We start from the raw sequence: 19,080 nt of genomic DNA on the forward strand, positions 1-19,080 counted from the left end.
CGCGGCGCATGCTGGCGCGCGCAGCACGCAGGCACGGCATGTACGCTCGTACGTGCCGGCCCGCGTGCCCGCCGCCAAGCGTGCGCCGCGTGCTGCGTTGCGGTGGCAGGTTGCAGTGGCTGCCGCCTGTGCGGTGCGGCAGTGGTTTTGAAGAATGGTTTTGAACCAGACGAGGTGCGTGTGCTGAAGGTTTGGATGGGTTTGTTGTGTCTGATCGCGCTGCCGGCAAGTGCGGCCACCCCCACGGCACCGGAGTTGCTGTTCCGGGTCTCGGCCGACCGCGACCTGCAGGCCGATGTCGCCCGCGGCGACGGCGTGCCCAACTTCCGCGACAAGATCGCCCTGGTGCCCACCGGCAAGCGCGGCAACGCCATCGAATGGGCCGACGACGGCGTGCTGTCGTGGAATGCGCCCGGCAACCTCTACACCCAGCGCGGCACGCTGGGCTTCTTCTGGCGTTCGCGCTACCCGGTGGGCGAGGCGCCATTCGTGATCTTCCGCGTCGGCTACGCCGACCACACCAGCTGGGACATGGCCTGGCTGCGCATCGACTGGAACGGCCACGGCTTCGATGCCTTCGTCACCGACGCCAACCTCGCGCGCACCCGTGTCTCGTTCAAGCTCGACAAGAACCCCACTGCCAGCGCGTGGACCCACATTGCCTTCGCCTGGGACGAAACCCGCGGCGTGCGCCTGTATGTCGATGGCAAGGAAGCCGCCCGCGTGGACTGCGGTGCGCCCTGCACCAACGGCGGCGCGCTCGACTTCGACGCCGCGCTGGACCAGTTCGGCCTGGCCGGCCGCGTGATGTCGCCGCACCAGGTGCAGAGCCGCTACAACTTCCTGCGCGGCAGCGACTTCGACGAGATCCGCATCTACGACCGCATGCTCGACGCCAGCGGCGCCGCCGCACTCGCCCGCCTGCAGGAGCCCACCACCGCTGAAGCACCCAGCGGCGACGCGCAACACGCCGCCTTCCTGCACCGCTACGGCTGGGACAACGGCCACGCACCGCCCGCACTCACCGCACCGGTCACCCGCATCCGCAAGGTGGAATTCACCGACGCACGCGACCTCAAGCAATGGATGTGGAAGGCCACCGACGGCATTGCCGAGACCACCTGGCCCGGCGTCTACAACCGCTCGCGCCTGCCGGGGCGTAACGACTACTTCCAGCTGCCGGACTGGAACACCTACGTCGAAGGCGGCAAGGCGCTGGACCTCACCCTGCCGGACGAGCCGGTCAACCGCATCGAGCTGCGCGGCGCCGCCTATGGCCAGGCCAGCTACACCGCGCCCGCTGCCGGCGATGCCACCACCGCGCAGGCACAGCCGCTGTTCGACCGCAAGCAAGGCGTAGTGCGCAGCGTGGACCAGTTCCCCGAGCGCCGCGGCGGCACGCTGCGCTTTGCCAACACCGCGCAGGAAACCCCCATCCAGGAAATCTGGGCCTACAACGTGCAGCCCGGCGAGGTGCCCAAAGGCAGCGCGCAACTCAGCTACACCGTGCGCAGCGACATCCAGCCCGACTACGACAACCTCGCCCCCCTGCGCGATGTCATCGCCGGCCGCTACCCGCCGGGCGAGCGCCAGACCGTGGTCGCCCTGCCCACCAAGGCGCCGGCGCGCAAGCGCCCCAGCGACAAGGCCGCAGCAAGCGCGCAGCAGCCCATCGTGCACATCCTGGTGCCGTCCAGCCTGGGCAACCCGCCGCCGGACCAGGCGCTGATGCGCAGCTGGTCCTACGGCTGGGAGAACATGCACGACGGCCTGGACGGCATCGCCATCACTTTGCCTGCGCTCAACCTGCCGGCCACCCACAACGGCAGCATCCCGCTCAACATCCGCATCAAGGACCCCATCTGGCCCGCGCGCGACATGATCGACGTTTCGGTCGCCGTCGCCCCCGGGCAGGCCCGCACGCTATGGCTGGACCTGCGCGACAGAATCCTCAGCAACGACAGCCTGATGCTCAGCATCGCCGCCGCCGCGCCCGGCTTCGATGCCAACGCGCTCGACGGCACCCAGCTGCAACTGGTGTTCAAGCCGCGCAATGAGGCCATCAAAGAGCACGTGGCCGACCGCTTCAACCAGGTCAAGGACAACTGGGGCTTTCTGGTGGAAGAGCACACCACCTCCAAGCGCCAGCTGCTCTACAAGCGGCTGGATGCCGACATCACCGACCTGCTGCGCGTCGACCCGGACCACGCCCTCGGCCGCCAGTACTGGAACGACATCAGCTACGCCAACCAGGGCACGTTGCCCGTGGACCTGCCCACCGTGCCCAAGGGCGTGCCCGCCTGGGCGTTCTGGCAGCTGCAAGACCTCAGCGCCACCCGCCGCTACATCCGCTGGTGGATCGAGCAGCGCCAGGTGGCCTACGGCGATTTCGGCGGCGGCATCTCCGACGACTCGGACCTGGTGCAGCAATGGCCCGGCGTCGCGCTGATGGGCGTGGACCCGGACATGCTCAACGCCTCCATGCTGGCGCTGTCCGAGGCCAACTACCGCAACGGCATGTTCACCAACGGCCTGTCCACCATCGAAACCGACGAGCTGCACTCGTATGAGGAGGGCATCAACCTCAACAGCGCCCTGCTGTACCTCAACTGGGGCGACCCGCGCACCGTCGAGCGCCTGATGCAAACGGTGAAAGCCTTCGACACCATCATCCAGGTCAACCCGCAAGGCCACCTGCTGTTTGCCAGCAACTGGTTCGGCGGCCGCAAGGTCTACCGCGAGCCCAACTGGCAATGGCAAAAGCCGTACTCCTTCCCCATCGTGCACCCGGCCATCCTGCTGGGCGGCTATAACGCCGACCCCAACAGCCGCCGCATCGTCACCGGCCTGGCAGACGGCTATCTCGCCCATGCCTACACCAACGCCAAGGGCAACTGGGCGCTGCCCAACGAGATCAACTGGCAAACCGGCAAAACCCGCGGCGGCGAACTGTTCGAAGGCAGCGGCGGCGCCGACACCTTGCACACCTTCTGGGCCGCCTACCGCTTCACCGGCGAGCAGCGCTATCTCAAGCCCATCGACTACCGCGTCGCCAACAGCGGCCCCAACGGCCTCTCCCTGCTCAACGAAAACTTCCTCGACGTCATGGGCAAGCGCAGCGACTGGAGCGGCAAGCTCATCGACGCCGCCAACAAGGACGACGGCAGCGCCCCGGACTTCCCGCACCACGTGGCCTGGGAGCAAACCGGCAACCTCGAGTATCTCGCCGCCATTTACCGCAGCGAGGCAAGAGAGAAACTGCAGAACTTCTACATGAACACCGAAGGCCACTGGTGGAGCGACCGCGTGGAATCCCCCACGGTCAACCTGCAGCGCGCACGCCTTGGCGGCGTGGCCCTCAAGCGCAACCAAACCTATCCCGGCCACACCGTGAGCTGGCGCTTCGCCGACCCAGAGGCCGCAACCCAGGTCGCCATCGCCATCCCCGCACCCCGGCAAGACCGCTTCACCGTCATCGCCTACAACACCTCCAACAAGGCGCAGCGCGCCAGCATGACCGGCTGGAACGTCGCCCCCGGCCAATGGCGCATCACCCAAGGCGTGAGCAAAGCCAATGACGGCAAGCTCGACAGCAACACCAAAAAACAAGAGGCCGCTTTCGAAAAAAGCGCTTCCATCGACATCGACTTCCCCGCAGGCCGCACCACCGTCCTGCAGCTCGAACGCATTGCAGCCACCACCCCTGTCGAACTACGCCCGGACCTGGGCATTGGCCACGGCGATGTGCGCGTGACCGCGGACGCCATCGAGGTGACCGTGCATAGCCTCGGTCATGCCGACGCACCGGCCGGGTTTGTGGTGCTGGAGGATGCGCGTGGGAAGGAGTTGGCGCGGGGCGCGTTTCCGGCACTCGCGGCACCACGCGATCTGCAGCCAATCACCACGCAGGTACGCCTGCCACTAACCAACGCGGCAAATCTAAAAACCGCGCAATTGCGTGTGGTGACCGAAAGCAACACCCCAGAGATTACCGACCTCAACAATAATCTAGCTCTACCCACCCCAGCCAAGCCGGCAACCGCAAAAAACAGCCAATAACCCAACACACCAATCCCTTCTCCCGCACGCGGGAGAAGGTGCCCGAAGGGCGGATGAGGGCAAACCCGATAAACCCAGCAATCAACCGCGCAAGCGCATTGACGCAACCCAAAAACTCGGCGAGGATCAAGTAACGCAGTATGTAATGCAGCCGCAAAGCCACACATTTCTTCAGGGGGAAGAAACAATGTTGAGCAAGGCATGGAGCATCGTGGCACTGAGTGTGGTCGCAATCGGTTTGTTTACCGCATCCGCGCAAGCGCGCGTCAGGGCCGCCGGCACGCACCACACCACCAGTCACGGCGGCCACTACAGCGCAGGCCACGGCGCCTCGCACAAAGGTGGCAGCTACCGCAGCACAAGTACCAACAACCACTATCGGCGTCACAAGTCCTAGCAGGCCTCAAGCCAACGCCACTCGGAAGTGCTGCGTAATGCAAGAACTAGGACGCGAAGAATGCGCTATCAAAAACTCCTGAAGCTGCTCGCCGGCCTCGCCGGCGTCATGCTCGCGGCGACAGGCGCCCTGCTAGTGGCGCTGGTTGCAGCAGGCCAGGTACGTGAAGGACAGACGGGCACATTGATCAGCGGCATTGGATTTCTGGTGATGGCCGCTCCCGCGCTGGCAATGCCGTTTTCCTTACGCGTCGCCAAGCGATTGCTGATGCTGACATTGTCTTGTCTCGCGGCATTGGCGATCTGGCTTTCCTTCTGGCCGAAAGAAGGCGTCACGCCGACGCTTCAGCTGCGAGTCGCTGTCCTTGCATTTCCTGCACTCCTAATACTCCGCATGCTGCTGGCTCGCCATCGCAAGATGACGAAGCTTAGTACTGACAGTTGATTCGAACAGCAGCCGCGACGTGGTGCCACTCAATTCAAGCGCTAGGAAAATCGATGGATATGATTCGCGTCACCTCGTCAGCCATCAGCGCTATTGGCTACGACCCGGCTAGCATGCGTATGAAAATTCAATTCGTGCAGGGCCACACATACGACTTCTGCGATGTGCCCTCGCACGTATTTCAGGCGTTTCGCAATGCGGGGTCAAAAGGCCGTTACTACAACGATCACATCCGTGACCGCTATCAGTGCTAACTGCTGGGCTTTGGGTGTGTCCTAGCAATTCATTCAAGCCGAAGCCACTTCGCGGCATGGCTTAACTCAGGTTTTGGCCTTAATCACAAATGTGTAGGAGTTAGAGTGAAAAACGAGGAGCGCTTCGAGGTCATTATTGAGACGGATGGCGGCGGCATAGATGTAAGGCTGCTCAATGAATTTTTCTACAATTTCCGCGCTGCATATGCAGCTGCTATTTTGCACGCTCCCGGCTCAGTTATGACGCCTCAATTTGAATATGAGAATACCGATTGGCTGAGAAGCAATGTAAATGGATCGGACTGGAAGCAGATAGCCCATTTTGCTCGGATCGATTTAGGGGAAGGCAACCTTAAGATCGTGGACATCCGACGTGAGAATCCACTCACAATTATCTTCTCCGGAGTGTTTGTCGCCTTGGCGGTGGCGGTAATCATCTCCGGTGGTGAGCTCAAAGCTGGCCCTTTGAAAGTGAAGTTGCCTCCGCTTGGAGAAGGGATCGCGAAGCTTCGGCAGGCCCTCGGGCGGCCGCCCGGACGCGGCGAGGACTGAGGTCTAACACTTCGTCCAAGCCGACACCACTTCGCGGCGCGGTTTAAATCAGGTGTTAGGCCGCACAGCACAATTATGGTAATTGCCCGCGAACCTCTTCGAATACACCAAATGAACTCTCTGCCGAGCAATGATCCCAGCATCCTAGACGTCGCCACTGAGCTCCGTCGCTACGACGAGGCATGCGCCGAACTGTTGTCGCTCCTGAGACGTCAGAAGCGGACGCGGCAAGAGGACCATCTCTGCATCAATGGCTACGCAGAACTTAAGAGACAACTTAAACGTGATTCCGCGCACGGGACCATTAGCGGCGTGAAGCGCAGCATGAGCGATGCGGAGCGTTTCTTCTTCGAATACGCGGTGAGGCATGCCGCACAAGCCTTGAAGCCAGCAATCAATTATTCACGCGTGATCAAGACTTGGACGTCCGCGGTGTCAAATGCCAAATCTGAGATTAAGTACAAGTTGCAAGATTTAGAGAAAAAGCACCCAGGTGCTTGAGCTTCCAGTCTACTTGCCTTAAGGCCCGATCAACCACGCCAAGTGAGATCCAAAAAATTCTTCAAGCCGAGACCGCTTCGCGGCTTGGGTTGAATCGTGACGTATACCAGCACACCGTGCCGCGCTGCAGTCCGGCCTAACTCAAGCGTTTCGCGCCTTCGACGAAATTTATCCCATGAGCATAAAGTTTCTAGAAACCAGATTCGACAAGGCCAACTATCTGGTCAATTTGCTTGTTGCTCATGCGACTGGAGGCTCTGCAGATTCGGCAGAGTACGAGAATCTTCGGAAGGAGCTTCTCGCAGATCCCGAGGTGGCTCCGTTGATGCCAGCTTTCGTACTGACGAATCGCAATCTCGCATCGTTCTGGGGGTTTATTAAGTCGAAGTATGGTACCTATGCTGAACGTCGCACCTATCTTTCTGAGGAATTCACTGCGCTGTTAGACCAGCTGGAGTTCGGCAGGCCAGCGTTGAGGGTAGTGACTGAACTACCCGATGGAGAAAGACCTGTTACCACAAGGAACAAGCGCAAAGTCTTCATCGTTCATGGCCGCGACAATGAGACAAAGCAGGAGGTCGCAAGATTCATTGAAAGAGTCGGGCTGCAGTCGATTATTCTTCACGAGCAAGCGAGTGCGGGCATGACAATCATTGAAAAGATCGAAAGGTACGCAAACGAGGCTGATTTTGCGTTGATTCTTTACACGCCTTGCGATCTTGGACGCGGAGTGCACGAGGGCAAGTTTGCTCCGAAGAGTCGTGCGCGACAGAACGTCGTTTTCGAACACGGTTATTTGATGGCAAAGCTCGGTCGAGAAAACGTATGTGCACTAGTCAAAGGTGAGATCGAAACACCAAATGACATCAGCGGTGTCGTCTATGTCGGCCTGGACGCTAACGGCGCTTGGAAAAGCGAAGTGTCTAAAGAGCTCGCTGCCTGCGGCTACAAGCTGGAGAGATTCTTCTAGTTAGAGTCCGTCGGGTGCCGCTCTACGCGCCTAACAATTCGTTCAAGCCGACGTTGCTTAGCGGTTCGGCTTACCTAGGAATTAGTTGGAAAAGGAGATACCCACGTGCATCAAGATCTACGTAAAGGACAATCTAGTGTCTACCTTCAGTATGAGTCTGGCAGCGGAGACACTATCGGCCCAGAGCAGTTCAAGGCTGCGCTTGAAAGGGGAAGTGTAGCAATTCTTTTTCACTTAAAACTATTTGATGACAATCAGCGCATAGACGAGCGCCGCCTTCGATCTGAGACACTTACTCAGGTTCATCTCAGCGAAAATAATATCATTGAAAATTTGGCGCAGTTTCTCAAGCAGCCTTATGTCAAGGCTCAGGAGATGCTCCTTCAAGTTGTATCGCGGAGTAAGTCGCTGGATTACACAGTATCCGTCGGCGCTGCTGGGCTCAAGCCTCCGCCACGGCTTGTTCAGCGCTTTGGCAGCAAAAAATACATTCAAGCCGAAGTTGCTTCGCAACTCGGCTTAACTCGAGCGTTAGGGCGCATATGAAGATTGTCGCGAAAGCATACAAAGCCTTCATTTCACTGTTGTCACCGCGACGGCAAGGCTCCTATCGACATCTGTTCTATCTGTTTTGTTCAGCCATTCTGGTTCTATTAGTCGTTCTTGGGATCGGCTTGTTCCGGATTCGCGACCTTACGCCAAATGAGTGGGGCGACTTCTTTGGGGGAGTTGCTAACCCTATTTTGACATTCCTTACATTCACAGGGCTGCTCATAACCATCATCCTTCAGCAGACCGAGTTGAGGGAAACACGAAAAGAGCTAAAGCGATCAGCTGACGCACTTTCTGCACAGAACGAAAGTCGCAAGAAGCAGAACTTTGAGGCTACGTTCTTTCAGATGCTTTCGATCCACAATTCAATAGTCAACTCAATTGATCTACTCAATGACAAGGGTGACAGGAATCAAGGCCGAGACTGCTTCAGCGTCTTCTACACCAGATTCAACAAGATCTTTCGCGCGCGAGAAGCCCGGTATAACGAAAGCAAACTAGCCAAGAAGCCGCTGTCAGCTGCTTATACAGAATTCTGGAACACACATCAGAGCGAGCTAGGACACTACTATCGTTACCTCTATAGCATCGTTCGCTTCATTAAAGACGAGGGTCAGGAGGGCGGTCCATACATTCGCCTCATTCGGGCACAACTTTCCGATCAAGAGTTGCTTCTGCTCTTCTATAACTGCATCTCTGAAAACGGGGGAAACTTTACACCCCTAGTTGTTGAGTTTTCACTTCTCGACAACATGCCACGTATGAAGGCCCTGGACCGATCTCATCTGAACCTTATTGCACCAAGAGCATTCGACAGGAATGCACTCTAACAATTCATTCAAGCTGAAGCCGCTTCGCGGCTCGGCTTAATTCAAGCGTTAGGCGGTTGCGGAGCAAATAAGTCGGTTGCCGCCACTTCGGTGAGCTCGCTGTCGACGACGTTATTAGCTTTGAATCATCGCGTTTCCACGCAACGCAGTTGACCCGCAGCAATCTCTACCGCAAGGAGCGGGTGAGAACGGGGTCATTCTAACTTATAAGCCAACCTGACCCCTTCTTTCCACGCCCGCGAGTGGATTTTAGCCGAGCCGAGTTCGCGGTCTGGGTCGGCTGAAGAACTGGGTCAAGTTCACTTAAGAAATCAACCTGACCTCGTTATCTCCAGAGTACATTTTCGCAATCAAGCTTGCCGACATCTCTCTAAAGCAAGCTGTAAATCTACAGGGAGTCAAACCGGAATTTGACTCGCAGAGTTAACTGATTGCAAGCGTTACGCATACAGTCAGCTACTAGATCAGTTCTTTGAGAATACTGCAAATTGATCCTAATTTATAAATTCAATATCAAATTTCTTCAAAGGCGTGAGACGATCGAGAATGTTAGAACGGAGTTATGAAATGGCGATTGAGAACCGGCTCACCCAAAGCGTCCCAAAAGAATATCAGATCAACGAAATCCAATGCATCACTCGATTTATCATTTAAAGAAAAAGATTGCAGCGAATTGTGCAGTAAATTTTCCACGTCCAAGTACTGAGGATCTGTCGCGACAATATATATCTCGGAAATGACTCTGCCGCGCTTACGGAATTGATCAATGGCCGGAATAATAATATTTTCTATGAATTCACGCTCTACCATTAGCACATCAATACTGACAAAAATGGCAAATCCTGGTTTCTTTTCAGCACTTACTGCGAGCTGACAACGTCGATACATCCCGATCGTACTGTAATTAAGGAACGCCATTGCACGCAACACAGCTACATCTTGATTATTAGGATGCTGTTCGACATTGTACTGCTGCCTCCTGGAGATTGAGGAACGGGCCTGCTCATCCACCGACGCCACATCAGATAATGCCAATTGCGAAACCTTAGAATGCAGTTGATCTACAGATCTCTTAAGAAAGTCTTTTAAGGTATACATCCAAAAAATTTCCACTCCACCCTGCGCCCTCATTTCCTCACGCAGCTCTGGGAGAGGCCCAGCCTGAAACCCACCTGAAACTTTTGTCCACCAATCTTCCTTTTCATCGGAAGTCACAAAAATAATGCTTTTTATCTTATATTCTGCAACATGGCTAATTATTTGCGTCCACAAAAGATAGTCGCTGTAACGTCTTTCAAATACTAGTCCGCCAGACATAAATTTAGGATCTAGACCTTTGTCCTTATCGTCATCCATGTATCCTGGTCCCATTTTCACAGAAAATCGGGCGGCTGCGTTTTTGTATACTTCTTCTATTTCACTCTGGCCAGACGGCGCGGGACCAACACAATTTTTTAGCACTTCCTCGAGTGCCTCCAGTATTGAATCCTGACCATTTGGATTGAGTTGCTCGGCCACTGCGGTTTTAGAGCGCTCTTCTATCTTCTTAGATGCTGACTCCATTTCGAGTAATAAAGCATCGATCTCGTCCACCCCTCTTTTACCAAGCTGAAGCTCGTCGATTTTACTCCTGTAGTCGCCAAACCTCTTGCCGAGTTCCCTAAAAAGCTCCTGGGCATCCTTGTGAGCCCTAGCTATGACTGAAAGCCGATTGCGATGAAATTCAAGACCAACCTGATGAGGAATCCACAATCGTCCTTTCAGTAGGCGAAAAAGACTCATCACTTCTTTACTTGAGCCAGCTGGAAGCCTGTAAAGATCAAGGAGCACATTAGTATCCAGAACAACCAGCCCATTTTTCCAAAGAGCCGAAAACTCTTCCTCTGTAGGCCTGTAATAACCGGGAAAGCTATTCTTCACTTCCTCTTCCTCACATTTGGTCAAGCGTGAAAAAATCACGATATTTGAGAATTGTTATCTAGTTCAAAACCGATCAGTCGAGAAAAAATTTTCAACAACAAAGAATTGGGTCAGTTTCTAGGTATCCCCAATTTTACAGTACGGGCGTCATCTGCGATTGCACAGTTTTAGGCAGTGTACGTAAGCATTCCAGCCAAGAAAACTGGGTGAGGTTCAAAACGGCGTCAAAGCGGGGTCAGCTTCACTTCCTGAGATAAATCGGCCAGATGAGTACTACAAGATATTTCCCGCGTGTCGCACCAGGAGGGCGCACTCTCAGATCTTTATCAGTGCTCGGTCATCCAAGCACTTGACATCCCAACAAACCCGCAGCAATCTCTACCACAAGGAGCGTAGAAACTCCTCACGTAGCGGTACCCACCTCCGTCAAACCGGTGGGTTTTTTGTGCCTGCAGCATCTTGCAGGTGCAACCGACGCAATGCTTGCGTCGGGAGGGCGGCTAATACAACACCCTTCGGGGAAATACGCCCGCCGGCTACGTGCGGTTTCTAACCTCCCGACATCCCGTCGCCACCCGGCGGCGGGCCTGTTCGTCAAGGAGGGCTTTGCCATGCGTCGATCCACGTCTAGTCCCAAGCCAGCGCGCAAGCGCGCCACTGAGCCGCCGCCTCGCGAGATCGGCTGGCACTCGCTCGACCCCTCGATCAAGCCGCGGCCCTATGTCGAACGCACCCCCATCCCCCAACCCCGCACCGAAGCCCGCCCCCCACGCCCCGGCCACCCGCGTGCCCCGCACCACTGCACCGTCGGCTACGGCTACTACCCCGCCAGCGACCAACGCATCCCCACGCTGCGCCTACGCGGCCGCTGGCTGGAACAACTGGGCTTCACCATCGGCAGCAAGCTCCACATCCGCCTGCGCGATGGCGAGCTGGTCGTCAGCGTCGCACCTACGGACTAACCAGGTGCGCCGCGTACGCGCAGCACGCACCCGCACGCCCCGCGCCGAGCGCAACGCGCCAATCGCCGCACCGTGCGCGCTCCCCGCTCACCGCGCAGAGGAGGACACAGATGGAGCACCCCGCCGTCGTCTTGCATCTCACGCTGGACCAACGCGACCAGCTCGACCGCCTGCTACGCACCCTCATCGCTCATGGCGACGTCATCGCCATGAGCAAACCGGAGTGCCTGGAGGCGCAGACGCTGCCCACGCTCGGGCAAGCCATCTTCGATGCGGCCTATGCGTGCGCGAAATCTTTGACCGTTGCATGGAGCACAGCTGCGGCGACCCATAGAAGCACCTGGCAATAATCGGCGAGCCCGAAATCGGATCTCGATAAGGCCGTGGCCGTGCTGCGGGTCGGGTATTGGCTACAGAGGCGTGGAGCGATTGACGGCCGTCAATCAGTCGGTGAGGATCATGCATGCCGCACTGCTGCGGTCCACTCGTAGTCAAGGCGATGAAAAGGTCAGTTAGCCGATTGGATAAGGCGTCAAAGGTCATTGCATGGTGCTGCGTGCTTCTCACTGCCGCATTCACGGCTACGACCATTGAATGGCGTGTATTTGCTGGTACAGACAACTGGTGGGCTGCACTTGCTGCATTTGTGACTACAGCGTTGATTGGAGCAGCTCCATACGCCATCTATTTGGTATTCGTACCGGCATCGAAGGCGGGTCCAATGCTGAGGATGATCGTGTTGTGTTTTCTTGTCGCTCTTTCCGTCGTACCAAACGTGTGGTGGGCCGTAAAAGATGTCCACACCGGCGGTTGGAATTTTTTCATCGTTCCGACATTTCAGGTGTTCTATCTTCTCGTGATAGTGCCTTTTGTTATTGTGCTGATACACGCTCTTCGTCGGATACGGCAGCGTGCGCATGACGCCTAATTCTTCACTCAAGCCGACGCTGCCGAGCAAAACCATCTTCAATGCCCATGCGGTGCACGATACCGCGGAGCAGCGAGCGGTGTAGGGAGGCAAACCGCAGCATCGCAGTTGATGCCGCGTCGCGATTCCGTTTAATTCAGGCATCAGGGCTAAAGATATGAATCCACACAGCTTTGTTACTGCGCTAAAGACCGAATGTGCGGATGTCGCCGTTCATGATTGCTTGGAACTTCTCAAAGCCCCGCCGGGTCGCAGGCCCGCTCAATCTCTCGTTGGTTTGTCAGTTTGGTATCGTGGTCTTGATTCTGCCGACCAAGCCAACGTTGCCGCTGCATTACGAATGGCGGCTGATGCAACCCTGTTCGGGGTCTTATGCGTTATCGACGGTGTTCGCACTATCGAAGACCAGCCAACCAAGTCTGAGTTCAGGCTGACAGCCACATGCAATGGTTCAACAACAATTATCTCGCCTGGGCCGGAAGACCTTCATGATCTTCTCCAGAAATAACGGGGTCAGGCTCACTTAATGAGTCAACCTGACCCCGTTCCCTAGTCTCCGGGGAAATGCGCCCGCCGACTGTTAGCGGTTTCTAACCTCCCGACATCCCGTCGCCACCCGGCGGCGGGGCCTGTTCGTCAAGGAGGGCTTTGCCATGCGTCGATCCACGTCCAGTCCTAAGCCAGCGCGCAAGCGCGCCACGGTGCCACCACCCACCGAGATCGGCTGGCACTCGCTCGACCCTTCGATCAAGCCGCGGCCGTACCTTGAGCGCACCCCCATCCCCGAACCCCGCCCCGATCCCAGCAAGCCGCGCCGCGCCGGCCACCCACGCGCGCCGCAATACTGCACCGTCGGCTACGGCTACTACCCCGACAGCCACCAACGCATCCCCACGCTGCGCCTACGCGGCCGCTGGCTGGAACAACTCGGCTTCACCATCGGCAGCAAACTCAACATCCGCATGCGCAACGGCGAGCTGGTCGTCACCGTGGCTGTTGAAGGTGGCAAGGGGATGGGCACAAAGAGCGATGGCAATTGACGGCGCCCAACGCGTCGCCGAGGATCGCATGACGCGGCGCTCATGCCCTTCAACGATGACCAGGCCCCAATGCAAGGACACCCGCCACCCGCAGAGATGCCCCGCGTACGGGTTGACCTCAACGCTCAGGGCTGGGGCGGAGGTGGAGACACCGCGTTCTACGTCTTCGATCCCTCTGCACTGGCATCAGCGCATCCGCAGCCGGGTAAGCATGTCTTCCTATGGGATGACGACGGCCCTGGAACCGTCCTTGGCTAGATTGGGGTCCTCGAACATGTCCAACTCGGCAAGTTCACCGGCTGGCGAGCAGTTCCTATTGCCGGCAGCTTCTACCGTGGCCCCAGCCCCCACTCGCGCTGATGCAGTTTGAGGCCTGACAATTCAATCACGCCAAACGGATCTTCCGGCTGGCCGACTTAGACGTAGGATCAAAAATGAGTAAGCAGGCGTTTGTCGATCTCGATTCTGCATTGGTAGCCATTGATGCTTTCACCGGTCTTGCGGAGGAGTTTAAGTTATCCATCTCCAGCGATCTACAAGACTCATTTGGCGTCAATATGGCCGTCATCACCGACCGGGTACTGGCACGCGGCTGGTGGCCTGAGGGTTTTGAGCAAAAAGATGGCTATCGGCTATATCGTTACAGCACCCCTGGCAGAACGGGTAACTAGCAGTGAATTCAAGCTGACGATAGATATGCTAGGTCATTGTCGAATCGGTAGTGGCACCGAATAAAATTGTATATGATGAAAGATGCTGTCGCGTGATGACGCTGTCTATCTAGGGTGTTATGCAATGGAAGACGAACTTAGGAAATTTATAAAAGAATCTACTAACGGCGACGCATCTGAAGCGTTTGAAGAAGAACGAGAGGCCGCTTTCTGTCTGCGTTATGGATTGGAAAAGCAAGAGTTTGAGAATGCTTTCGCCAGATGCGTAGCTATAGATTTTGCGATGGGAGAGCTCAGTTACAGCCAAGCCGACACAGCAATGAACTGGCTGTCTGTCCGCGCTCGTCCAGCGCTATCGAACTTGCCTTTGGAGATCTATCTGGCATTCGATGCGGGCGAACACACTCACCCAGGTGACATGGCTACCATCATTCCTTGGCAGAAGTACACGCTGCCATATGTGATGAAAATTTTTGAACGGGAAGGCTGGTTGCTGCGAACTTGTTAGTTGTTGGGAAAGATCCGAATAATGGGATCAGGTTCACTTAAGAAGTCAACCTCACCCCGGTTCCCTTAACCTGACCCCCGCTCCCTTGCGAGTTGTCCATCGTCAACGCCCTGCACGATCCGTTTGGCGTCACTATTGCCGTTATCACCGACCGGGTACTCGGACGCGGCTGGTGGCCCGAGGTTCTGAGCGAAGAGAAGGCTATCGACTGTATCGTTACAGCCGTGCTATTCGCGCGGCTATCAAGCAGAGCGATTAAGGCCAAACCTCGTGCGGTCAGCGTCATTAACGTGCTCGAGACCATTCGGTACGCTCCAAAGCTCAGCAAGGACTCCTTTCTGGCCAACAAACGGCGCGGATGCGTGTGGGGTATGAGATGTCGGTTCAATGACTGGCAGGGCAGGGAAAGCGTGCGGCGCCTAATGACCCATCTCAAGGCGGTCTAGGCGCCACCTATCCGGCCTCATCCATTGCTATGATCCGGTCACAGGGGAGGGGACCATGGACAACTCGAATCACCCGGGCGAGCCCGGACAGGATCGTCACGGCACGGCACCAGGCTTACGCGGCATTCCGCCAGGCATGAGTGTCGACGACTACATGCGCATGTTGCACGGTAAAAACACGAGGGCTGCCCCGCGCATGGAGCGGTCCACACTGCATTTCATTGGCGTGATCGTCCTCGCCGTGTTCGGTTGGATGGCTATGCGCTATATGAGCCACATGCATGATCTGGACCCTGCGGCCCGCGCGAAGATGCCGGTCGTTGATGTCGAATATGAAGGCTTGCTGGAAGCCAGGCTCACCGACGGGAACTTCAAGCAGCGATTCGGCGGTAAGCGGTTCCGGCTCACAGGTGTTGCCACCAGCGTCATGGAACAGCAACAGACCCATGCAGACGGATCGAAGGAGATTGTCGGCCCGGCCATTCTCATGACGCCGGACCCGAAGCACGAGTCTTATCTGGCGACGTTCTACAAGGAAGAGCAGGCGAAGCTGGATCCGGTCATGCCGGACGCGCAGGTAACGATCGTCTGCGATCACTTGGAGGTGTTGAAAGGCCAACGCATGGAAGGCTGCACGCTCGAGACGTATAAAAACGCGGCTGGGGAGACTTCGGAATAACAAGGTGAGGTTCACTTAAAAATTCGACCCGATCCCGTTTCCGCGTTCACTACTTGAGTGTTCCTGAGCAAGCCCGTGACTTCGGTTTTGTCGAACTGCGCCGCGCACTGCGGCCTCCCGAATCGTTGCATGCGTTTGAGACGGAAGTGACTGGCAGGCATCTGGTTTTGCGGAGTAGCTGCTACATTTGACCAGATGTTGGGTTGGACACCATAAGCGCGCGCAAGCAATGCGGATCTGGAGATCGGAGATCTGCAGATTGACTACAGTGACGGAGTCGGGTGAGCATCCTGCCACGCAGCTACGCAGCTGAAGGACACCTAGGATGACCAAGTTCCAACGCATTGCCGCAAACGTTCCCGCAGGAACCGTCTTGCCCATGGAGTTACGCATGGTTTGCGACTATCTGGACAAGACCGGCTATCCCATCAGCGGCTGTATGAAGATAAGGCCAGACGATTTTGGCGGGGTACGAGCCTGGTTCGACGACGATGATGCAATGGCATCGCAGTTTGCCTACTTCGGCGCAGGCCCAGACGGATCGATCCTCGCTTTCTGGTTATGCAACGGCCTGGATGCGACCTCAGCCCCGATCGTTCATCTGGGATCGGAAGGCAGCGACAATTGTGTGCTGGCAAAGAACTTTCGTGAGTTTCTTCGTGTGTTTGGAATCGGCTACAACGAGCTTGGCTTCGATGACCTGAGCCAGCCGCCAGTCGAACCGGAATCAGCGGCTAACTTCCGCGCCTGGCTTGAAGCCGAGCTTGGCATCACCTGTCCACAAACGGGCGAGGACCTCGTGACTGCGGCCAAATTAAGCTGTCCCAATGTCGAAGCTGCCATCGACGCTTGGTTCAAGCGGCGCTATGAGCCGCAGGCCTAAGGATTCTCAATGTCAGCTGCCTTCGATAAAGTATGGCCCATGGTCAAACGAAGAGCGGGGTCGGGCTCACTTAAGAAGTCAACCTGACATCATTTCCGGATGTCCCAAAGCGAAACCTAGAACAGAGGTAAGGCTGCGCAATATGCATCGCTTCGACATCCTCGCAAACTCCGTGCTGATCGGGCACACCGCCTTTGAGTCGGGAGACCCGCCCATGGGGGCTGCGTTCGGCAGATTCATACCAATCGCTACTTATAGCGCTGTGCAACCGGCCATCACCCAGTACGCAGGGCGTGAGGTGGCGGGTATCAATCTTGCGGTCAGAGTCGCCAGCACCAAGCAACTGATCCAGTGCCTGGCCGTTTCCATTACCGACTGCTCTTCTGAGTTTGGAGCAGAAGATCTGGAAGTCGCCGCGCTCGGAATTGGATATCCGCTGTACGCCGAGCTATTCCCGCACCACGTTGACGCTTACGAAAATCAGTTCAACTGATGGTGTGAAGCAGAAACAACCGATGACGTTGCCCTCCGCACTCTATCCACGCTCTGTTTAAGCTGCCGGACTGAGTCTCCGTGTTTCTCCAATAATCTCTGAGGGGAGTAGGGTGATATAAGGCCTTCTCCGCCTCCTTATCGCACAGCACAAGTGGTGTCTGTGGTCCGCATATGCGTCCGTTTCCAATCACGCAACCAGAGACCTGGAGGATGATCAAAATAAAGATTGAGCGAAGTATGATCACAGAGACCCCGATACAAGTTTTGCAACTGCGTTCCAGACATAAGGTGGAAGCGTTTCGGCCATGGCAAATGGTGCTGCCACCGGAATAGCCACAACCGTCCATGCCTCGTGAAATGTTTCTAGTGTCACAGATCTGTCGCGAACTGCGTTTCCCTGGGGATCGTATGAGCCATGGAGATGTTGTACTGGTGGAAGCCGGCTTGCAACCTTTCCAAGGTGGAGGCCATCGTGACATCGCCGACCGCCGACCGCCGACCGCCGACCGCCGACCGCAAGCACGCTCAGCGCATCCAAGGCAGTGACGCTGGCCGTCGATGCGGCTGTCGCTGGCCGAGTGCAACCCGAAATAACTGCGTCAGGTTCACTTAATAAGTCAACTTGACCCCATATCCTACATTCCCTCATTCCCTAGTCGTCAGCGTGGCGGACTAACCAGATGTGTCGCACGCGCAGCACGAACCCGCACGCGCTGTGTCAAGCGCCATGCGCCGGTCGCCACGCTATACGCGCTCACCGTTCCTTGAGCGGAGGAGGGCAGACATGGAGCATCCTGCCATCGCTTTGCATCTCATGCTGGAACACCTCGACCACTTGCCAGGCACCCTCGTCGCTCATGTAAGAATGGAGGCAGGCACACGAGCCTGATCTCGTTGCCCACTCGGCCTGCTCTTCATGAAAATCGTCTACATTCTTTGCATGCTGATCGCTGGTTTATCGCTTGGCGCCGGTGGATTGATACGCTGGGGCGCGTTTCTTGTCGCACCCAAGAAGCGGCCATTTCGTTCCACTTGGGACCGGCGGGGATTCTTCATGGCGGCCGCCGGCATCGCCGGGATGATCGTGAGTACAGCAATCTACGAATCTTCTCGCTGACCGAGGCAACGGCATCAGCTTCACCCGAAAGGCCCGCCTGCTCCGGCTTCAGTAGCAGATCAAACCCGAAAACACCTCCGCTGGGATGTTCAGGCACTATGCAAGAATTAGTCGATTTGCCGCCAATTCCGGAGTTGCGTCGCGTGACACAATCACTCGCCATGCTTGATGCCATCCTTAGCCCAGAGTGGGACTACCGCTACTACAGCTTCAATAGCGCATGGGGACCGGAAGAGGAAATGGCATCAATGCGTAACGGGTCTGGCGATGAGTGGTTCCTGCTGTTGGACCAGGCTGGCGCAGCCATCAAGGGCTTTGCCCATGAAATTGCTGACGGCTCCGCGATTCCATCGGAAATCCGAGCACAAGTTCCGGCCGAGTTTTCGTCTTTTCTCAATGAGCCGGCGTTTTCGATGCAGCACGCCACGTTCTGCTATTGGCGTAGGACAGAGGACAGTGCCTGGAGCAAAGTTATCGGCGGTCTTGACGATGACGGAGCCGATTGGCTGCTGTGGTTGCTCGTGTCCGGGCCCTCCGGCTACAAAGAGTGGGCTGAAGACTACTTTGAGGTTCCGGTAGCGCTTGATGCGGTGAAGGCGTTATTCGATCGTCAGCCTCTCAGTGAGTCCATCATCCTGACGCTCAACCCAGAAGCAAACATCGATTTTACGTATGGGCAAGCACAGGAGATAAGATATCCTTGTAGCATGCCCGGAGGATTAACTTAATAAAATTCTCTTTGCGACTCGGCTTAGGTTAGGTTTTATTTAGTATGTGGCATGAAAGATATTTAAGATTGCCCGCCTCTTCTGTTATCTCTCCAGCGTGCTTTGCTTGGTTGGATCCATCCGCAGCTCAGACAAGCATCGATT

The 19,080-nt window shown here is 56.6% G+C and carries 22 protein-coding genes; 21 read left to right on the top strand and 1 reads right to left on the bottom strand.

Going from position 1 to position 19,080, the window contains the following annotated elements; all coding sequences use genetic code 11:
- Positions 1 to 195 precede the first annotated feature (195 nt).
- The 9 genes from VZ068_RS01040 to VZ068_RS01080 all read left to right on the top strand — a co-directional run bounded on the left by VZ068_RS01040 (position 196) and on the right by VZ068_RS01080 (position 8,559).
- Positions 196 to 4,059 carry a LamG-like jellyroll fold domain-containing protein gene (locus VZ068_RS01040; protein ID WP_349656619.1) on the top strand — a complete coding sequence of 1,288 codons (3,864 nt, stop codon included), beginning with the start codon at positions 196 to 198 and terminating at the stop codon, positions 4,057 to 4,059.
- Positions 4,060 to 4,246: 187 nt separating this feature from the next.
- Entirely contained in the window at positions 4,247 to 4,456 is a 210-nt protein-coding gene (locus VZ068_RS01045) for a hypothetical protein (protein ID WP_349657622.1), read from the top strand.
- A 60-nt stretch (positions 4,457 to 4,516) separates the two neighbouring features.
- Positions 4,517 to 4,900, top strand: coding sequence for a hypothetical protein (locus tag VZ068_RS01050; RefSeq protein ID WP_349656620.1), 384 nt, complete (start codon positions 4,517 to 4,519; stop codon positions 4,898 to 4,900).
- Positions 4,901 to 4,953: 53 nt separating this feature from the next.
- Complete coding sequence (locus VZ068_RS01055) at positions 4,954 to 5,154, top strand: KTSC domain-containing protein (RefSeq protein ID WP_349656621.1); 201 nt, start codon at positions 4,954 to 4,956, stop codon at positions 5,152 to 5,154.
- A 105-nt stretch (positions 5,155 to 5,259) separates the two neighbouring features.
- Complete coding sequence (locus VZ068_RS01060; RefSeq protein ID WP_349656622.1) at positions 5,260 to 5,706, top strand: hypothetical protein; 447 nt, start codon at positions 5,260 to 5,262, stop codon at positions 5,704 to 5,706.
- A gap of 111 nt (positions 5,707 to 5,817) precedes the next feature.
- Positions 5,818 to 6,207, top strand: coding sequence for a hypothetical protein (locus VZ068_RS01065; RefSeq protein WP_349656623.1), 390 nt, complete (start codon positions 5,818 to 5,820; stop codon positions 6,205 to 6,207).
- Positions 6,208 to 6,382: 175 nt separating this feature from the next.
- Positions 6,383 to 7,177, top strand: coding sequence for a nucleotide-binding protein (locus tag VZ068_RS01070; RefSeq protein ID WP_349656624.1), 795 nt, complete (start codon positions 6,383 to 6,385; stop codon positions 7,175 to 7,177).
- A 105-nt stretch (positions 7,178 to 7,282) separates the two neighbouring features.
- On the top strand, positions 7,283 to 7,723 hold the full coding sequence (locus VZ068_RS01075) for a hypothetical protein (RefSeq protein WP_349656625.1): 441 nt from the start codon (positions 7,283 to 7,285) through the stop codon (positions 7,721 to 7,723).
- A complete protein-coding gene (locus tag VZ068_RS01080) occupies positions 7,720 to 8,559 on the top strand; it encodes a putative phage abortive infection protein (protein WP_349656626.1) in 840 nt (279 codons plus the stop codon). Before VZ068_RS01075 ends, VZ068_RS01080 begins: the two co-directional genes overlap by 4 nt.
- Before the next feature lie 549 nt (positions 8,560 to 9,108).
- Here the strand turns inward: VZ068_RS01080 and VZ068_RS01085 are convergent.
- A complete protein-coding gene (locus VZ068_RS01085) occupies positions 9,109 to 10,479 on the bottom strand; it encodes a PIN-like domain-containing protein (RefSeq protein WP_349656627.1) in 1,371 nt (456 codons plus the stop codon).
- A gap of 611 nt (positions 10,480 to 11,090) precedes the next feature.
- Here VZ068_RS01085 and VZ068_RS01090 point away from each other — a divergent pair.
- From VZ068_RS01090 to VZ068_RS01145, 12 genes are all read left to right on the top strand, one after another.
- Entirely contained in the window at positions 11,091 to 11,441 is a 351-nt protein-coding gene (locus VZ068_RS01090) for a SymE family type I addiction module toxin (protein WP_349656628.1), read from the top strand.
- Between the two features lie 110 nt (positions 11,442 to 11,551).
- A complete protein-coding gene (locus VZ068_RS01095) occupies positions 11,552 to 11,791 on the top strand; it encodes a hypothetical protein (protein ID WP_349656629.1) in 240 nt (79 codons plus the stop codon).
- Positions 11,792 to 11,997: 206 nt separating this feature from the next.
- On the top strand, positions 11,998 to 12,369 hold the full coding sequence (locus tag VZ068_RS01100; RefSeq protein ID WP_349656630.1) for a hypothetical protein: 372 nt from the start codon (positions 11,998 to 12,000) through the stop codon (positions 12,367 to 12,369).
- Positions 12,370 to 13,022: 653 nt separating this feature from the next.
- On the top strand, positions 13,023 to 13,409 hold the full coding sequence (locus VZ068_RS01105) for a SymE family type I addiction module toxin (protein ID WP_349656631.1): 387 nt from the start codon (positions 13,023 to 13,025) through the stop codon (positions 13,407 to 13,409).
- A gap of 434 nt (positions 13,410 to 13,843) precedes the next feature.
- The gene (locus VZ068_RS01110) at positions 13,844 to 14,080 is read left to right on the top strand and encodes a hypothetical protein (protein WP_349656632.1); all 237 of its coding nucleotides are present in this window, start codon (positions 13,844 to 13,846) and stop codon (positions 14,078 to 14,080) included.
- Between the two features lie 124 nt (positions 14,081 to 14,204).
- A complete protein-coding gene (locus VZ068_RS01115; protein WP_349656633.1) occupies positions 14,205 to 14,588 on the top strand; it encodes a hypothetical protein in 384 nt (127 codons plus the stop codon).
- A 92-nt stretch (positions 14,589 to 14,680) separates the two neighbouring features.
- A complete protein-coding gene (locus VZ068_RS01120; protein ID WP_349656634.1) occupies positions 14,681 to 15,034 on the top strand; it encodes a hypothetical protein in 354 nt (117 codons plus the stop codon).
- A 55-nt stretch (positions 15,035 to 15,089) separates the two neighbouring features.
- Positions 15,090 to 15,713 (top strand): hypothetical protein, encoded by a 624-nt coding sequence (locus tag VZ068_RS01125; protein ID WP_349656635.1) that lies wholly within the window; start codon positions 15,090 to 15,092, stop codon positions 15,711 to 15,713.
- Between the two features lie 325 nt (positions 15,714 to 16,038).
- Positions 16,039 to 16,596 carry a hypothetical protein gene (locus tag VZ068_RS01130; protein WP_349656636.1) on the top strand — a complete coding sequence of 186 codons (558 nt, stop codon included), beginning with the start codon at positions 16,039 to 16,041 and terminating at the stop codon, positions 16,594 to 16,596.
- 142 nt (positions 16,597 to 16,738) lie between these two features.
- Entirely contained in the window at positions 16,739 to 17,089 is a 351-nt protein-coding gene (locus VZ068_RS01135; RefSeq protein WP_349656637.1) for a hypothetical protein, read from the top strand.
- A 918-nt stretch (positions 17,090 to 18,007) separates the two neighbouring features.
- Complete coding sequence (locus tag VZ068_RS01140) at positions 18,008 to 18,208, top strand: hypothetical protein (RefSeq protein ID WP_259166769.1); 201 nt, start codon at positions 18,008 to 18,010, stop codon at positions 18,206 to 18,208.
- A 143-nt stretch (positions 18,209 to 18,351) separates the two neighbouring features.
- Positions 18,352 to 18,936 carry a hypothetical protein gene (locus tag VZ068_RS01145; protein ID WP_349656638.1) on the top strand — a complete coding sequence of 195 codons (585 nt, stop codon included), beginning with the start codon at positions 18,352 to 18,354 and terminating at the stop codon, positions 18,934 to 18,936.
- The last annotated feature ends 144 nt before the right edge of the window (positions 18,937 to 19,080 follow it).

The sequence above is a fragment of the Xanthomonas sp. 10-10 genome, assembly GCF_040182365.1.
Lineage (GTDB): Bacteria > Pseudomonadota > Gammaproteobacteria > Xanthomonadales > Xanthomonadaceae > Xanthomonas > Xanthomonas arboricola_F.

Coding starts and splice junctions, on each gene's coding strand:
- VZ068_RS01065 (WP_349656623.1), top strand. CDS start 5,818: ATGAACTCTCTGCCGAGCAATGATCCCAGCATCCTAGACGTCGCCACT.
- VZ068_RS01115 (WP_349656633.1), top strand. CDS start 14,205: ATGGAAGACGAACTTAGGAAATTTATAAAAGAATCTACTAACGGCGAC.
- VZ068_RS01130 (WP_349656636.1), top strand. CDS start 16,039: ATGACCAAGTTCCAACGCATTGCCGCAAACGTTCCCGCAGGAACCGTC.
- VZ068_RS01090 (WP_349656628.1), top strand. CDS start 11,091: ATGCGTCGATCCACGTCTAGTCCCAAGCCAGCGCGCAAGCGCGCCACT.
- VZ068_RS01055 (WP_349656621.1), top strand. CDS start 4,954: ATGGATATGATTCGCGTCACCTCGTCAGCCATCAGCGCTATTGGCTAC.
- VZ068_RS01040 (WP_349656619.1), top strand. CDS start 196: ATGGGTTTGTTGTGTCTGATCGCGCTGCCGGCAAGTGCGGCCACCCCC.
- VZ068_RS01140 (WP_259166769.1), top strand. CDS start 18,008: ATGAAAATCGTCTACATTCTTTGCATGCTGATCGCTGGTTTATCGCTT.
- VZ068_RS01125 (WP_349656635.1), top strand. CDS start 15,090: ATGGACAACTCGAATCACCCGGGCGAGCCCGGACAGGATCGTCACGGC.
- VZ068_RS01110 (WP_349656632.1), top strand. CDS start 13,844: ATGAGTAAGCAGGCGTTTGTCGATCTCGATTCTGCATTGGTAGCCATT.
- VZ068_RS01080 (WP_349656626.1), top strand. CDS start 7,720: ATGAAGATTGTCGCGAAAGCATACAAAGCCTTCATTTCACTGTTGTCA.
- VZ068_RS01070 (WP_349656624.1), top strand. CDS start 6,383: ATGAGCATAAAGTTTCTAGAAACCAGATTCGACAAGGCCAACTATCTG.
- VZ068_RS01105 (WP_349656631.1), top strand. CDS start 13,023: ATGCGTCGATCCACGTCCAGTCCTAAGCCAGCGCGCAAGCGCGCCACG.
- VZ068_RS01135 (WP_349656637.1), top strand. CDS start 16,739: ATGCATCGCTTCGACATCCTCGCAAACTCCGTGCTGATCGGGCACACC.
- VZ068_RS01095 (WP_349656629.1), top strand. CDS start 11,552: ATGGAGCACCCCGCCGTCGTCTTGCATCTCACGCTGGACCAACGCGAC.
- VZ068_RS01045 (WP_349657622.1), top strand. CDS start 4,247: ATGTTGAGCAAGGCATGGAGCATCGTGGCACTGAGTGTGGTCGCAATC.
- VZ068_RS01050 (WP_349656620.1), top strand. CDS start 4,517: ATGCGCTATCAAAAACTCCTGAAGCTGCTCGCCGGCCTCGCCGGCGTC.